This window comes from Campylobacter sp. US33a (assembly GCF_004378855.1).
Taxonomy (GTDB): Bacteria; Campylobacterota; Campylobacteria; order Campylobacterales; family Campylobacteraceae; genus Campylobacter_D.
Genome location: NZ_RYYL01000003.1, coordinates 34,018 through 49,224 on the forward strand (window position 1 = coordinate 34,018; position 15,207 = coordinate 49,224).

Here is a 15,207-nt window from a genome sequence, read left to right on the forward strand (position 1 = left end):
TCAAAACCCACAAAAATTTTGGATTTCTTAAGTCAAAAAAGTTATAATTTCGCTATCAATATCAAGGCTTAATATGAACTTACAAAAAATCAGCGTTATTATCATAGTAAAAAATGCACAAGATACTTTGAGAGAATGCTTAAATTCCTTAAAAGATTTTGGGGAAATTGTGCTTTTAAACAATGAAAGCAGTGATGATACTTTAAAAATTGCTCACGAGTTTGGCAAAGAATTTTCAAATTTATACATTTATGAAAGCGAATTTATAGGCTTTGGAGCTTTGAAAAACTTGGCTTTAAGCTATGCAAAAAACGAGTGGATTTTAAGCATAGACGCAGATGAAATTTTAGAAGATGAGGCAAAAGAAGAATTAAAAAAGCTTGATTTAAATAAATTTAACATTCTAGCCTTGCCACGCAAAAATCTTTACAAAGGCGAGTGGATAAAGGGGTGTGGGTGGTGGCCGGATTTCGTTTTAAGAGTGTTTAATAAAAATTACACTAAATTTAATGACAATTTAGTCCATGAAAGCCTTATTTTGCCAAGTGGGACGCAAAAAATTTATCTTAAAAATGGCCTAAAACATTATGCTTTTAATGATATTTCTCATTTAATTAGCAAAATGCAGTATTACTCAAGCCTTTGGGCTAAGCAAAATTTACACAAAAATAGCGGAATTTTTAAGGCAAATATCAGAGCTTTTTGGACTTTTTTTAGGAATTATTTCTTTAAAAAAGGGATATTTTATGGTTATAAGGGCTTTATAATTAGCGTTTGTAATGCTTTAGGAGCTTTTTTTAAATACATGAAACTTTATGAATTAAAATACGAAAAGCCAAAAACTTGTGCTTTAATCATCACTACTTATAACGAGCCAAAACGCCTTGCTTTGGTGCTTGATAGTGTAAAAAATTTAAGCCTTTTACCAAATGAAGTCATCATCGCCGATGATGGAAGCAAGGAAGAAACAAGGAATTTAATCAAAGAATATCAAAAAAATTTCCCTTGTATTTTAAAGCATTCTTGGATCGAAGATAAAGGCTTTCGTGCAGCAAAAAGTCGCAATGAAGCCATAAAAATCGCACAAAGTGAGTATATTATTTTAATCGATGGGGATATGATTTTAGAAAAAGATTTTATAAAAGATCATTTAAATTTCTCCCAAAAAGGTGTGATTTTACAAGGCTCTAGGACTATTTTAGAGAAAAGCGAAAGTGAAGAAATTTTAAAAAAAGATGATTTTAAACTTGCTTTTAATAAAAAAGGTTTAAAAAATAAAAAAAATGATTTTTTAGCCAGTTTAATCTATAAATTTTCAAAAATCGATAAAAAATTTTTCAAAAAATCAGAGCTTGTGAAAGGTAGCAAGACTTGCAATATGAGCTTTTATAAAAGTGACTTCGAGGCAATTGATGGTTTTAATGAAAATTTTGTTGGTTGGGGCAGAGAAGATAGTGAGTTTGTAGCTAGATTTTTATTTAATAATGGCTTATTTAGACGCCTTAAATTTAATGCCCTAGCTTATCATATATACCATGAAGAAAATAGCAAAAATATGCTAGAAAGCAATCATCAAATTTACTTAGAGACTATCAAAAATCAAAAAATTTCCTGGAAAGGTTAAAAAGTGAAAAAAGTTGGCGTAATCATACCCATATACAATGTAGAAAATTTTTTAAAAGAATGCTTAGAAAGTGTACTTAATCAAAGCTTTGGTGATTTAGAAATTATACTGGTAAATGATGGTAGTACAGATGAAAACTCTTTTAAAATCGCTAAAGAATACGCTTTAAAAGATCAAAGAATTACTCTTTTTGATAAAGAAAATGGAGGGCTTAGCTCGGCTAGAAACACAGGACTTGAGTATTTTTATGAAGAATATGAGTTTGAGTTTTTGGGCGAAGAAGATGGTTTTTATACTTTTAAAATTTCTAATGAAAATCCGCAAAATGTTTGTAAAATTTATAAAAGCAAAAATGCTTGTGATGATAGAATTTTAAAAACACCTAAGATTGATTATTTGATTTTTATAGATTCTGATAATTCTTGGGAAAAAGATTGTATAAAAGAATGCGTTTTTAGAATGCAAGGCGTGGATGTGTTGTGGTTTGATCATTTATGTGTCTATGAAAAAGGCATTGAAGATAAGGGTCAAAATACAAGAATGCAAATTTTTTCTTACAAAAAAGAGTGTGTTATCAGTCCAAAAGATTATGCAAAAAGAGCGTTAGGGGTCGGTTCAAGAGATATTTCTTTTGGGTGGGGTGGGATGATTGATTTTAATTTTTTAAGGCAAATTAGACTTAAATTTATAAATTATATTATTAATGAAGACATACATTTTGGCATGGTTCTTTTTGCTAGTGCGAGTAAAATTTATGTCCTGCCAAAAAGACTTTATAGATGTTTGCTTAGAGCAAATAGCATTTCAAATCATGATAAAAAAGTAACCAAAGCTAATATTTCTCATTATTTTAAGGCTATTTATGAAGCTTTTAATGAAGATGCTAAAGCGGCTAAGGAGTATTTAAAACTAGCAAGTAGAGTAATCACTGCTTTAAAACTTATAGAATTTTTTCAAAACAAAGAGGAAAATGAAAATAGCAAAGCCATAAAAGAAGTTTTTTTGCCATTTTATGCAAAAAAGGCTTTGAAATTTAAAAAAGTTAGCATTGACCCTTTAAATCTTAAAAAAGAATTAAATAAAATAAAGCCTTTTACTAATGGTATTTTGCCTTATGATATATGGAAAATTCTACAAAAAATCAAAAATATTTTCAGCTAATCTTGCATAATAATTTTGTCTATGCAAGAGTCTTTTTTTATGGTTCTAAAATGTGTGAGTTTATGCAAAAAGCTTTGTTTTTTGATATCTTGCCAAAGTAACTCATTAAATTTATCTTTAGCATGAAATTGTAATAAATGGCATTCTATATCGCTTTTGTTTTCATAACTTTCATTTTTGATATAGTTGTTTTGTTTTAGGAGTTCGTAGATAATATGCAATACAAAATAATAATGATTATTTGCATTTTTTTCTTTTTGCCAATAATTCATCAAAATATCTCTTAAGGCACAAATAGAAATATTATCGACCTTGGCAATCACAAAACTACTAAACATTCTAACCAAAAAATCCTCATTCCAGTTAAAATAACCATAAGAAAAATAAGGACTTTTAATGATTTTTTTTAATTCTTCTTTGTTTGGCTTATTTTGCGCTCTTTCGAAAGCAAAAAACTCTCTATCTCTTAGAGTTTGGGGTATTTTATCACTTAAAAATATGCTCGCATCACACCAAATTCCACCATAAGTTGCTAGTAAAGATACTCTTAAAAGATCAGAAAAAAATACTATGGTTTTTTCTCCAAAAGTTTTTTTTGTGATTTTTTCTAGCACAAAAGGCGGAAAATCCAAATAATCTTTTATATTTTTTTCATTTAAAATGATAATTTCATATTCATCGCCCATTTGTTTTTTGACAGATTTAAAGCATTGTTTTATCATATCACTTGCATTTTCTTCGCCTTGAAACCATAATTGCCATATGATTTTATTACTTTTAAAATCTTGTTTTTTTTCAAAACTATATGGAGGAATTTTGCCCTTTAAAAAGGGTTGTATGTAATTTTCATCTAAATATTTACTTACTTTTGGATGCTCCATTTTATACGCTATATGAGTTCTTAATTTTCTTCTTAAAGGTCTTATAGGGATTAATTTACTTAGTTTATGCGTTGTATTATTGTATAAATTCATAGTTTTAAACCTTTTTAAAATTATTTTATTATAATAGCTAAAAATATTTAAGGTTTTCAAATTTTATGAAAAAAGTCGGCATAGTCATCCCCATATACAATGTAGAAAATTATTTAAGAGAATGTTTAGATAGTGTAATCAATCAAACTTTTAAAGATATAGAAATCATACTAGTAAATGATGGCAGTACAGATGAAAACTCACTCAATATTGCAAAAGAATATACTCTAAAAGATAAAAGAATAACTCTAATTGATAAAAAAAATGGTGGATTAAGTAGTGCTAGAAATGTAGGTATAGAATATTTTAGTGGAGAATATAAACTTAAAAATAAAACTCAAACTATAAAAGAAAATTCTTTAATAGAATTTAATATAGAAGGTAACAATCCTTATGAAATATATACTGTATATAAAAGCTATAAGGCTTTCAATGATGAACAAGATTTAACTAACTTTACTTATCCTATTATAGACTATATCATCTTTTTAGATTCTGATGATTATTGGGAACTTAACTGCATAGAAGAATGTGTCCCTAGAATGGATGGGGTAGAAGTGATGTGGTTTGATGAGTGTAAATATGATGATTTTTTACAAAAACAAAGAGATGATTCTAGTAGATTAAGAGATGGAAATTTTATACAAGAAAGTAAGATTTCTTCTTATGAGTGGGCTGTTGGAATTTTAAAAAGCAAGGCTAAGGATTTCTCTTTTGCTTGTAGCGGTATGATTGATTTTAACTTTTTAAAAGCCATGAGGCATAAATTTAAAGATAATTTATTTGCAGAAGATCATCTTTTTGGAATTTTGTTATTTTCGCAGGCTAATTATATATACATATATCCTAAAGTCTTTTATCATTATAGAATCCGTGCAAATTCTCTTACTAATCAAGATAAGAAAATCACTAAAGATAATATTGCTCCGCATTTTAAAGATATTTTAAACGCATTTGATGGGGATGTTGTTCTAACAAAAGAATATTTTAAATACTCTAGCTGGGTTATAACAGCTATTAATTTAGTTGAGTTTTTAAAAAATTATGAAAATAAAAAATTAACTTTTTTGCTAAAACATAGTATTTTAAGATTTTATATAAAAAATGCCTTTAAAATTAATAATTTTAATAAAGATCCTTTGAATGTAAAAGATAAACTAAAGATATTAAAACCTTATAAAATATCAAAGATTAGATATAAAATTATGAGATTTTATATCTAATCTATTTCTTGATAGTTTCAGCATGCTTCAAAATTAATTGTAGTATATTTTTAATATCTTCTTTACCATAAATTTTCAAAAAAGTATAATTTTCTAAAACAAATTCTAAATCATCGTATTTTGGTTTAAAACCTTGCGATATCTTCACTAAAGCTTTTTCTAAATCATTTTTAGATCGTATATTAAAACACTCTTGCAACAATTCAATAAAACTAGTATTTTCTCCAAAATGCAGTACAGGCTTTTGGTTATAAACGGCTTCTATTTGCGAAGTAGATCCAATCCCACAAATTACTTGAGCTGCTTGTATAAGTTTGCTAGAATTTGCATTTATATCAATAATTCGAACATTTTTAATACTTTCTAATGTTTCATAAAACCTCAAACCCCTAAAATAGTGAATATTTCTTATATGAGAAATATATTGCTCGTAAATAAAAAATTGATGAGGATGCTCTTTAACATATATCTTCCAACCACTAGGCAATAAAACTGACAATAATTCAATAATAAATAATTGCGAAGATAAAATGGTTCTATTCATAATTGAAGCTTCAGGTTCTAAATGCAAGGGAAAATAAATAAATTTTTCATTCCATTCCGGTTGCGTTGCAATTTTATTATATATTTTTCGAAGATTTTTTATATAATGTGCTTGTTGATAAATTTCATGCTTAAAAAGATAACAAAAATCTCTTTTACATATTAAATCATATTCCGCAACCTCCCCTAACAACATTTTTTGTGCAACTCTAGCTAAAGTTTTGATTCTTGTTTTAAAAAAATATTTAATAGGTTTTTTTAAACCAACTTTATCTTGAGTCTTAGGATTAAAATACTCTTTCAAATTAACTTTTAACATACCCGAGTCAGTAATTTTCAAAAATTTTTTCTCATTATAATATAATATTTGATATATACCCCAATTATTATTACCACAAGAAAGCGAAAGAATATAAATCGGAATATTAAGTTTTTTAGCAATATCAAAAGGAATACTATCACAATCTCCACCATGCTCAATTTGATTTGAAAAAATCATATCTATTTGATTATTATTAAAAAAATCTAACCAAAAAGAAAGAGCTTTGTAGTATAAATTTTGTATAAAACCCATATCTAAAAAAAATCTACGATAATAATTTTCAACTTTTATCTGAGTGTTTCTAAATTCCTCTATTTCTTTATAAGTCAAATTGTACTTAATTTTATGAATAATCTTTGTTTTTTCTCTCGCTAAACCTCTAGGATAAATAAAATTTACAACATTTTTATATTTTTCAAGACCTTTGACAGCTTTATTGGCAATCAACATTTGTATATTGATATCTGGATGAGACAAAAATTGTTCAATTAATGTTAAATCAGAATCTAATAATATTATTTTCATCATTATTTTCTCACTTACTTTTAAAATTATTTAAATAAAAAATAATTATTTTATTCTAAAACAATAATTCTAAGTTTCAAATCCCTCTCCTCTTTCCCCAAAATCTCAAGCATATTTTCGCAAAATTTACTACTTGTCAATCCCAAAGAAAGTTTTTGTATGATTTCATTGCTTCTTTTTTTATGCTCGTAATTTTGCCATAAAATTTCTTTATTTTTGTTTTCATATCTACCATTTTCATTAAATTCATAGCGATATATACATTCTTGTGATACAAAAAAACTCTCACTTAATATAAAATTTATATAGTTAAAAAGCACATCTTCTCCATAACAAAGTCTTTCTTTGAAATCAACATATTCAAAACTTTTTAAAATCAAATTTTTCCTATATACTTTTGCCCAAACACTCCAACAAAAATGTTTTTGCTTAAGTAAAAATTCCAAAAAATCATCTTTTTTAAAAAGCTCATCTTGTTTAAATCTATAAAATTTCTTAAATTTTACCCTATGTACATACGCATCAAACACTACCATATCTACATTTTTAATTTTTTCAAACCCAAGCTCACAAGCATTAAGCTCTAAATAATCATCAGGATCTAAAAACATTATAAAATCTGATTTTGCATTAAAAGCACCTATATTCCTACTAGCAAAAGTTCCTAAATTTTCTTCATTATGTATGATTTTTATCCTATCATCTTTACTAGCATATTCTTTAGCTATATCGATACTTTTATCATTGCCAAGGTCATCTACCACAATGATTTCTATATCTTTAAAAGTTTGATTAATGCAACTTTCTAATGCTCTAGCTATATATTTTTCCACATTATAAGTTGGTAGTATGATGGAAATTTGACTCATATTAGCTCTTTATTTTTTGATATAATTATAGCTTTTATTTTTAAGGAAAATCATGAATATTTTTATCAACCTTCCTACTTGGCTTGGCGATGCAGTGATGGCTAGTGCGGCTATTTATGCTATAAAAGAAAAATATCCCCAAGCTAAATTTACTTTTTATGGTTCTTTTGTGAGTACAGAGCTTTTTAAACGCTTTGAAAATGCTCAAATTTTAGTAGAAAATAAAAAGCAAAGATATAGGCAAATTTTACAAGCTAGAAAAAACCTTGGTAAATTTGATCTAGCTTTTTCGTTTCGCTCGGCATTTTCAAGTAAGATCATTTTAAATCTAATCAAAGCAAAAAAAAGATTTTATTTTAATAAAAATATTCTAAAAGAAGAACATCAAGTTTTAAAATACTTAAATTTCATAGAAAAAGCCTTAAAATTTAAAGCTACTTCAAATTCTTTAAAACTCCCTATAAAAGCAAAATCAACTCAAAAAATTTTAGGTATAAACCCAGGTGCACATTTTGGAAGTGCGAAAAGATGGGAAGCGAGCTATTTTGCAAGAGTAGCAAAAGAATTTAGTTCAACTCATAAAATTTTAATCTTTGGAGTAGAAAGTGAGAGAGAAATTTGTGATGAAATTGAGCAATTTCTTCTAAAAGAAGGCATAAAGGCAAAAAATCTTTGTGGTAAAACTAGCATTTATACTTTATGTAAAAATATATCCTTGCTTGATTTACTTATCACTAACGATAGTGGTCCTATGCATATAGGCGCAGCTTATGGGGTGAAAACGGTGGCTATTTTTGGCTCTACTAAATTTAGTCAAACCTCGCCTTGGCAAGAAAATGCTAAAATAGCACACTTAAATTTAGCTTGTATGCCTTGTATGCAAAAAACTTGCCCTTTAAAGCATCATAAATGTATGAAGGATTTAAAACCACAAATCGTCATCAATGAAGCTAAAAATTTATTAAAAATTTAAAAAATTCATTCTTTTGATTTTTGTGCTAAAATTATCTCTTTAAATTTCAAAAGGAAAATTATGGTTTTTTCATCATATGAATTTATATTTGCTTTTTTACCCATTACGCTAATCGTATTTTATTTACTAAAAGCTTGCAATCATTTCTCTTTGGCAAAACTTTTTTTAGTATGTGCGAGTTTGTTTTTCTATGCTTTTTGGAAAATTGAGTATGTTTTTATCTTACTTTTTTCAATGTTTATAAATTTTTTCTTAGCAAGTTTTATACTTAAAAAACAAAATGGGGGGGGGGTATTGGTTTTTAGTCCTAGGCATAAGCTTTAATCTTTTACTTTTAGGCTTTTTTAAATACACAAATTTTTTACTAGAAAATTTCAATGCTTTTACAAAAGTAATCCATCTTGATTTTAACATTCCTTTACCACATATACTTTTGCCTTTAGCGATTTCATTTTTTACCTTTCAGCAAATTGCCTTTTTGGTGGATTGCTACAAAAAAAGCAATATAGAAGATCTAAAAGCAAAAAATTCTTATAAAATCGATTGGTTGGATTATTCTTTATTTATCACCTTTTTTCCACAGCTCATTGCAGGTCCGATTGTCCATCATAAAGAAATGATGCCACAATTTCACTCGCTTTTAAACAAAGAAAAAGCTTTGATTGATTGGGAATTTATGGCAAAGGGTTTATTTATCTTTTCCATAGGGCTTTTTAAAAAGGTTTTCATAGCAGATAGCTTTGCTGCATGGGCTAATGCGGGATTTACTTTAGTGCAAAATGGTGGGGCTTTAAATATCTTTGAAGCTTGGGCAACTTCACTATCTTACACCTTTCAGCTTTATTTTGACTTTAGCGGGTATTGTGATATGGCTATAGGTTTAGCACTTTTCTTTGGGATTATTTTACCGATAAACTTTAACTCCCCTTATAAAGCCTTAAATATAGCTAATTTTTGGAGAGGATGGCATATAACTTTAGGAAGATTTTTAAAAGATTATTTATACATCCCACTAGGCGGAAACCGCGTAAGCAAAATCATCAATCTAAGAAATCTTTTCATTGTGGCATTTTTAAGCGGAGTTTGGCATGGAGCTGGATGGGGCTTTGTGGTATGGGGCAGTTTGCACGCTATAGCTATGGTAAGTCATAGAATTTATAGCTTTTTAGTAGTCGGAAAAAGCTTTTTAAACTCTAAAATTTACAAAGTATTTGCATGGCTACTTACTTTTAATTTTTTAAATATAGCTTGGGTGTTTTTTAGAAGTGAGAATTTAAGTGGTGCGATAAATATCTTAAAAGCAATGTTTGGTATAACTTGGGTGGAGTTGCCTTATAAATGGCATAGAATGCCAGAAAGTTTAGCGCGTATTGGTGGTAGAAATGATACTTTATTTTATATCATCATCGCATTTATCCTTTGTCTTTGTTTTAAAAATAGCATACAAATGCTTGATAATTTTAAACCAAGTATCAAAAATTCCATCATTATAATGCTATTTTTATATATAGCTTTGATTATGCTTGGCGTTACTCCATACACTGAATTTATTTATTTTAATTTTTAAGGAAAAAACAATGTTTAAATCTTATAAAAAATTTATACTTTTTTCTTTATTAATTCCTTTACCTTTTATAATTATCCTTTTTACTCTGCTTTATATTCGCGATCCTTTTTGGTTTTTTCATAAACCTTGGTTTAGAGAAGAAAGTTTTATGAAAGATATGAGAATGCAAGCTAGAGGCATTATCTTACATAAAGATTTTGACTCTGTTATAATAGGTACTTCTATGCTTGAAAATACTTCTGCCAAAGAAGCGAATGAAAAATTAGGTGAAGAATGGATGAATTTATCCTTAGGTGGAAGCACTTTTGCTTTAAGATCAGTGATTTTGGAATATTTATTTAAGCATAAAAACATTAAAAATATTATTTATTCTGTAGATATCAGAGCTTTAAATGATTTTAAAATGCCTGAAGATAAAAATTTCATTGCACTTTACAATGATAATACTTTGAATTTATTTAAAATATATCTTTCAAATCGTTTTGTTATTTGTGCTTTAACTTTTTCAAAAAAAGAAAAATGTATAGGGAAAAATGATCTTGACACTTTAACAAACTGGGGGATACAAGATCAAAAATATTTCGGCGGTTTTGAAAAGTGGAGTAAAGGATGGCTGGAAAGCAAAAATTTTAAAAATGAAATATTAAAAGCCCAAAATTTTAAACCTAACTTAAATATAGATATTTCAGATTTTAAAAACTATACAGAAAAATATCTTCTAAATTTTATAAAAAAACATCAAAATACACAATTTCATCTCATTGTACCAAGCTATTCAAGATTAAATTATAGAAGACTAAGCTATGGGGAATATTACAATAAAGATAGCAAATTGTTTTCAAAATATTATGCAATAGTAAGTTGGCTCATCAAAGAAACAAGCAAATATCCTAATGTAAAAATTTATGGTTTTGATGATCTAGATTATGCTGATGATATAAGAAATTACAAAGATCCCGCGCATTATAATACTGATATGAATTCCATGCAACTTGATGCGATTAAAAACGGCATGCATATTTTAACGCCACAAAATATGGATGAGTATTTTAAAATCATGGAAGAAAAGATTAGAAACTATAATTTAACTCCATTTGTGGAATTTATCAAAAAACAAGAAAACTAAAATAGTTAAAAGCTATTTTAGTTTAAATTTTTTCTTTATATAAAAAGCATACAAAATCTTAAAAATACTTGGATAAAATCTAAAAATTTCTCTTACGATTTTCCTATAAACTTTAAGTTTTTTATTAATGCGTCCAAGATTAGAAATATCACTTTCTAATTTATAATTATGTTTCAACAATAAAGGTATTTTAACAATATTTAAAACCTTATGTTTGTAAAATTTATCCATATAATCATCTATGGGAGTATAAATAAATTTAGCTTTTGATATAAACTTTTTTGCCGCACTAGGTTTTATTATATAACCTTGCGTCCCCGCAAGTTTTTCAAAACTTAAGTAATATTCATCGCCTAAAGCATATAGCTTCTTATCAAATAAATAACAAAGTCTTATATATTCATATCTGTCCCGCAATAATTCTTCTATACCCCCCCCCATCATTATTTAAAAACTCGTCGCTAAATTCCACATCATCTTCTAAAATAATTATAGGTTCATTAAGTTTTGCGCATTCTTGCCAAAGTTTATAATGACTAATAAAACAACCAATACTTCCCAAATCAAGCTCTTTCCCAAAAACCCAAGAACCCCACCAAGGAAAATGTTCTTTAAACTCTAAATGCTCATTGTTCTTAGCATCTATCGCTTTGAAAAATATAAATTCTAATTTTTCTTTTAAATTAGGATTTTTTTCAAAAAGTTTGGCAATTTGCTCTTACATATATTCTTTTCTATCTTGCGAGTGCTCTAAATTTATAATAAAAACTTTCATCAAAAACCCTCATCTATAATTTGACAAAGTGCGTGGATGATTAAAATGTGCATTTCTTGAATTCTAGCCGTATCATCGCTTGGCACGACAAGATTAAAATCACACATTTCATTCATCACTCCACCACCTTTTCCACTAAGTCCTATGCATTGCATTTTTAATTCTTTAGCCTTCTTAAAAGCTTCTAAAACATTAGGACTTTTTCCACTAGTTGAAATGCCTATTAATACATCATTTTCGCTTCCTAAAGCTTCCACTTGTCTTGAAAAGACAAACTCAAAACCATAATCATTTCCTATAGCACTAAGCGCTGAAGTATCAGTTGTAAGTGCAATCCCTGCTAAAGCCTTGCGTTCTTTTTTATAACGCCCACTAAGTTCAGCCGCAAAGTGCTGAGAATCCGCAGCACTCCCGCCATTTCCACAAATTAAAATTTTACCCCCATTTTTAAGGTGCTCACACAAAATTTCGCCCACTCTGGCGATCTGTCCTTTTAACACTTCACTTGCCTCTAAGGTTTTTTTATGCTCGTTCCATTCTTTTTCTATTAAATTTATCATTTTTTATCCTTAATCTTTTCTATAATTTTTGTAGTGCTAAAACCCTCTTCAAACTCGATTAATTCGACTTTTGAAACCAAATCAGCACCCACTACAAGCTTATCTTTATAATCAGCCCCTTTTACTAAAATATCAGGCTTTAAAAAGCTTATTAATTCAAAAGGCGTATCTTCATCAAAAATCACCACAAAATCAACAAAATAAAAAGCTGCAAGCATACAAGCTCTTTGAAATTCGCAATTTATCGGACGACTTTCACCTTTTAATCTTTTTACACTTTTGTCCGAATTTAAACCAACAACCAAAATATCACCTAATTTCTTAGCTTTTTCGAGATATTTTATATGCCCAAAATGCACTATATCAAAGCAACCATTGGTAAAAACAACCTTTTTGTTATCTTTTTTTAAAAGTTTTAAAAGCTCTTCTTTGCTTAAAATTTTTTTCTCAAATTCGCTTTTTTTATAACCTTTTATCTCATCAAAACTCACACTCACGCTACCTATTTTACTCACCACGACAGCTGCTGCTTCATTGGCAATCTCACAAGCTTTAAAAATCTCAATCCCACATGATAAACAAAAGGCCAAAACCGCAATTACACTATCTCCAGCACCTGTTACATCATAAACCTCTAAGGCCTTAGCCGGTGCGATTTGTAATTTTTCATCAAAAAGCGCAATACCTGCTTCAGAAAGTGTGATAATAGAATATTTTAAATCAAACTCATTTTTAAGCTTTTTAATGCCATTTAAAAGATTTTCACCTTCCAGATTATCAAATTTCAAAGCAGTCGATTTTAAAGCTTCTAGGGCTTCTTTTTTATTTGGCGTTAAAAGCGTTGCACCACTATATTTGCTAAAATCACTTCCTTTTGGATCAATTAAAATAGGAATTTCTAACCCTCTTGCTTTTTTAATTAAAGCCTTGCATACTTTTGGTGTTAAAACACCCTTAGCATAATCGCTTAGCACGACAGCTTTAAAATCTTTAACTTTCTCTTCAAATAAAGCAATAAGCTCATCTTCTAGCAAAATCTCATTTGTATCTTCTTCATCAAGCCTTAAAACTTGCTGATTATGCGCCATAATACGATTTTTAAAAGGGGTTTTGCGTCCAATTTGCGTCAAAAACTCGCCTTTTAAATTTGCTTTTAAAAATGAAGCACTTTCATCATCTCCTAAAACTCCAAGTGCAAAAACATCAGCACCCAAACTTTTTAAATTTGCATAAACATTAGCTGCACCGCCTAATCTTTTATCTTCTTTTTGTGTTTTTGCTACCAAAACAGGGGCTTCAGGACTCACGCGCGAACAATCACACCAAGTATAATTATCCACCATAAAATCGCCCACAAGCAAAATTTTAGGCTTTTCTTTGCTTAGCGTTTCAAGCATTTACTTCCTTTTCAAAAAGTCTTTTAATCTCATCTAAATAGTCTTTTATCCCTTCTTCAAGGCTAAATTTTGGTCTATAAGCAAAATTTTCATCAAGCTTGGCTTCTGTATGAAACTGATAAGCTTTCACATAAGGATTTGGAATGTACTCACAAGGCAAATTCGTGCCAAGCTCACTTTGTAAAATATCGACTATATCTTGAAAAGTTCTTGCTTTCCCACTTCCTACATTATAAACCCCACATTTTGCATCAAGTGCTGCTAAATTTGCACTTATAACATCTTTAATATAAGTAAAATCTCTAAAAATTTTATCACTTCCTTTAAATAAACGAGGTTTATGTCCAGCTAAAATTTGATGTGCAAATTGCACTACCATAGAAGCGGTTTTATTTTTATAAAATTCACCTTTTCCATAAACATTAAAATATCTAAGCCCTACTATATGAGCTTTATCATAGTATTTTTTTGCCATTTTATCCATCATAAATTTTGAAAAAGCATAGGGATTTTTAGGCTCTTCAAAGCCTACGCGTTGAGGACTTGGCATATCACCATAAACCGAAGCAGAACTTGCATAAACAAGCTTCGCATTAAGCTCGATGCTAAGTTTTATAAAATCTTCAAAAGTATTTAAGTTTGTATCTAAAACTTTAAATTGATTATAAGCCGTTGTATCTGAAATTGCAGCCTCATGAAAAATAATGTCTGGTTTAAAATCTCTAATTTTTTTAAAAGTTTTTTCATCTTTAATATCACCCACAAAAAGACTTCCATCAAATTCAAGTAAATTTTTAAAATGCCCAAAACTTTCCAAATTCCCATTTTCTAAAAGCTCACCACTTCTCATTTTATCTATAATTAAAATTTCATTTTCTTTTTGCAAGTTTAAGGCAAGTTGCGAACCAATAAACCCTGCTCCACCGGTAATTACTATCTTCATTTATTTTCCTTATTTTTGAAAAAATCTAAAATTTCTTTTAAATTTTTAAATTGTTTGAAAAAATTCCCTTCTTTTTTTTCACTATTTACTAAGACTAAAGTACCAATTTTTGCATTTAATCCTGCCTGCATATCGCTTAAATTATCACCTATAAAAATAGAATTTTCTAAATCCAAATCAAATTCACTCTTTGCTTTTAAAAGCATCCCAGCCTTTGGTTTTCGGCACTGGCAATTTTCTAAATGCGGACAATGATAAATCTTTTCAATTTTTATATTCTCTTTGGCAAATTCATCAAGCATAAATTCACAAAGCTTAAAAAAATCATCCTCTGTATAATATCCTCTTGCTATGCCTGATTGATTTGTTGCTACAAAAAGCAAATAATTTTTTTGCAAAAAATACCTACAAAGCTCAAAAATTCCACCACAAAATTCAAAATCTTCAATTTTATAGACATATTTTTTATCAATATTTATAACGCCATCTCTGTCTAAAAATAATGCTTTTCTTTTCATGTAGAGTATTATAATTAAATATAAGTTGAATTTCAATAACAAAATAATAATTTTATTTATACAAAAATTACAAAATTAATATATAATACCAAGCATTGATTTTAAAA

12 protein-coding genes and 2 pseudogenes are annotated in these 15,207 nt (G+C 28.3%); 6 read left to right on the forward strand and 8 right to left on the reverse strand.

The genetic code is table 11. The features are described from left to right. The first annotated feature begins 73 nt into the window (after window positions 1-73). Window positions 74-1,624 carry a glycosyltransferase gene (locus tag ELQ16_RS02500; RefSeq protein ID WP_134238008.1) on the forward strand — a complete coding sequence of 517 codons (1,551 nt, stop codon included), beginning with the start codon at window positions 74-76 and terminating at the stop codon, window positions 1,622-1,624. A 3-nt stretch (window positions 1,625-1,627) separates the two neighbouring features. Beyond that, the gene (locus ELQ16_RS02505) at window positions 1,628-2,785 is read left to right on the forward strand and encodes a glycosyltransferase (RefSeq protein ID WP_134238009.1); all 1,158 of its coding nucleotides are present in this window, start codon (window positions 1,628-1,630) and stop codon (window positions 2,783-2,785) included. On the opposite strand, the gene ELQ16_RS02510 is transcribed toward ELQ16_RS02505, so the two are convergent. After that, window positions 2,782-3,759: a capsular polysaccharide synthesis protein gene (locus tag ELQ16_RS02510; RefSeq protein ID WP_134238010.1), complete on the reverse strand. Its 978-nt coding sequence runs from the start codon at window positions 3,757-3,759 to the stop codon at window positions 2,782-2,784. The genes ELQ16_RS02505 and ELQ16_RS02510 overlap by 4 nt on opposite strands. A 65-nt stretch (window positions 3,760-3,824) precedes the next feature. On the opposite strand from ELQ16_RS02510, the gene ELQ16_RS02515 reads away from it, so the two are divergent. After that, window positions 3,825-4,982, forward strand: a complete 1,158-nt coding sequence (locus tag ELQ16_RS02515; RefSeq protein WP_134238011.1) for a glycosyltransferase family 2 protein — start codon at window positions 3,825-3,827, stop codon at window positions 4,980-4,982. Between the two features lies 1 nt (window position 4,983). Here the strand turns inward: ELQ16_RS02515 and ELQ16_RS02520 are convergent, their stop codons facing one another. Next, entirely contained in the window at window positions 4,984-6,375 is a 1,392-nt protein-coding gene (locus ELQ16_RS02520) for a hypothetical protein (RefSeq protein ID WP_134238012.1), read from the reverse strand. Between the two features lie 47 nt (window positions 6,376-6,422). Then, window positions 6,423-7,241, reverse strand: coding sequence for a glycosyltransferase family 2 protein (locus ELQ16_RS02525; RefSeq protein WP_134238013.1), 819 nt, complete (start codon window positions 7,239-7,241; stop codon window positions 6,423-6,425). Window positions 7,242-7,293: 52 nt separating this feature from the next. Between ELQ16_RS02525 and waaF the strand changes: the two genes are divergently transcribed. The 3 genes and pseudogenes from waaF to ELQ16_RS02540 all read left to right on the forward strand — a co-directional run bounded on the left by waaF (window position 7,294) and on the right by ELQ16_RS02540 (window position 10,907). Further along, window positions 7,294-8,214 carry a lipopolysaccharide heptosyltransferase II gene (gene waaF / locus ELQ16_RS02530; protein WP_134238014.1) on the forward strand — a complete coding sequence of 307 codons (921 nt, stop codon included), beginning with the start codon at window positions 7,294-7,296 and terminating at the stop codon, window positions 8,212-8,214. A gap of 60 nt (window positions 8,215-8,274) precedes the next feature. Continuing rightward, window positions 8,275-9,781 (forward strand): annotated as a pseudogene (locus tag ELQ16_RS02535) (MBOAT family O-acyltransferase). A gap of 10 nt (window positions 9,782-9,791) precedes the next feature. After that, window positions 9,792-10,907: a hypothetical protein gene (locus ELQ16_RS02540; RefSeq protein ID WP_134238015.1), complete on the forward strand. Its 1,116-nt coding sequence runs from the start codon at window positions 9,792-9,794 to the stop codon at window positions 10,905-10,907. Window positions 10,908-10,919: 12 nt separating this feature from the next. Here the strand turns inward: ELQ16_RS02540 and ELQ16_RS02545 are convergent. The 5 genes and pseudogenes from ELQ16_RS02545 to ELQ16_RS02565 all read right to left on the reverse strand — a co-directional run bounded on the left by ELQ16_RS02545 (window position 10,920) and on the right by ELQ16_RS02565 (window position 15,100). Further along, window positions 10,920-11,682 (reverse strand): annotated as a pseudogene (locus tag ELQ16_RS02545) (glycosyltransferase family 25 protein). After that, on the reverse strand, window positions 11,682-12,242 hold the full coding sequence (gmhA, locus tag ELQ16_RS02550) for a D-sedoheptulose 7-phosphate isomerase (RefSeq protein WP_134238016.1): 561 nt from the start codon (window positions 12,240-12,242) through the stop codon (window positions 11,682-11,684). The pseudogene ELQ16_RS02545 and the gene gmhA overlap by 1 nt, the downstream one beginning before the upstream one ends. Continuing rightward, window positions 12,239-13,639: a D-glycero-beta-D-manno-heptose-7-phosphate kinase gene (gene rfaE1, locus ELQ16_RS02555; RefSeq protein ID WP_134238017.1), complete on the reverse strand. Its 1,401-nt coding sequence runs from the start codon at window positions 13,637-13,639 to the stop codon at window positions 12,239-12,241. The genes gmhA and rfaE1 overlap by 4 nt, the downstream gene beginning before the upstream one ends. Further along, on the reverse strand, window positions 13,632-14,582 hold the full coding sequence (rfaD, locus tag ELQ16_RS02560; RefSeq protein WP_134238018.1) for an ADP-glyceromanno-heptose 6-epimerase: 951 nt from the start codon (window positions 14,580-14,582) through the stop codon (window positions 13,632-13,634). The genes rfaE1 and rfaD overlap by 8 nt, the downstream gene beginning before the upstream one ends. Then, a complete protein-coding gene (locus tag ELQ16_RS02565) occupies window positions 14,579-15,100 on the reverse strand; it encodes a D-glycero-beta-D-manno-heptose 1,7-bisphosphate 7-phosphatase (RefSeq protein WP_134238019.1) in 522 nt (173 codons plus the stop codon). The genes rfaD and ELQ16_RS02565 overlap by 4 nt, the downstream gene beginning before the upstream one ends. Between the last annotated feature and the right edge of the window lie 107 nt (window positions 15,101-15,207).

Bases quoted from the DNA above. Each gene is read 5' to 3' on its own strand.
- ELQ16_RS02515 (WP_134238011.1), top strand. From the start codon at position 3,825: ATGAAAAAAGTCGGCATAGTCATCCCCATATACAATGTAGAAAATTAT.
- ELQ16_RS02540 (WP_134238015.1), top strand. From the start codon at position 9,792: ATGTTTAAATCTTATAAAAAATTTATACTTTTTTCTTTATTAATTCCT.
- waaF (WP_134238014.1), top strand. From the start codon at position 7,294: ATGAATATTTTTATCAACCTTCCTACTTGGCTTGGCGATGCAGTGATG.
- gmhA (WP_134238016.1), bottom strand. From the start codon at position 12,242: ATGATAAATTTAATAGAAAAAGAATGGAACGAGCATAAAAAAACCTTA.
- ELQ16_RS02525 (WP_134238013.1), bottom strand. From the start codon at position 7,241: ATGAGTCAAATTTCCATCATACTACCAACTTATAATGTGGAAAAATAT.
- rfaD (WP_134238018.1), bottom strand. From the start codon at position 14,582: ATGAAGATAGTAATTACCGGTGGAGCAGGGTTTATTGGTTCGCAACTT.
- ELQ16_RS02520 (WP_134238012.1), bottom strand. From the start codon at position 6,375: ATGATGAAAATAATATTATTAGATTCTGATTTAACATTAATTGAACAA.
- ELQ16_RS02565 (WP_134238019.1), bottom strand. From the start codon at position 15,100: ATGAAAAGAAAAGCATTATTTTTAGACAGAGATGGCGTTATAAATATT.
- ELQ16_RS02510 (WP_134238010.1), bottom strand. From the start codon at position 3,759: ATGAATTTATACAATAATACAACGCATAAACTAAGTAAATTAATCCCT.
- ELQ16_RS02500 (WP_134238008.1), top strand. From the start codon at position 74: ATGAACTTACAAAAAATCAGCGTTATTATCATAGTAAAAAATGCACAA.
- rfaE1 (WP_134238017.1), bottom strand. From the start codon at position 13,639: ATGCTTGAAACGCTAAGCAAAGAAAAGCCTAAAATTTTGCTTGTGGGC.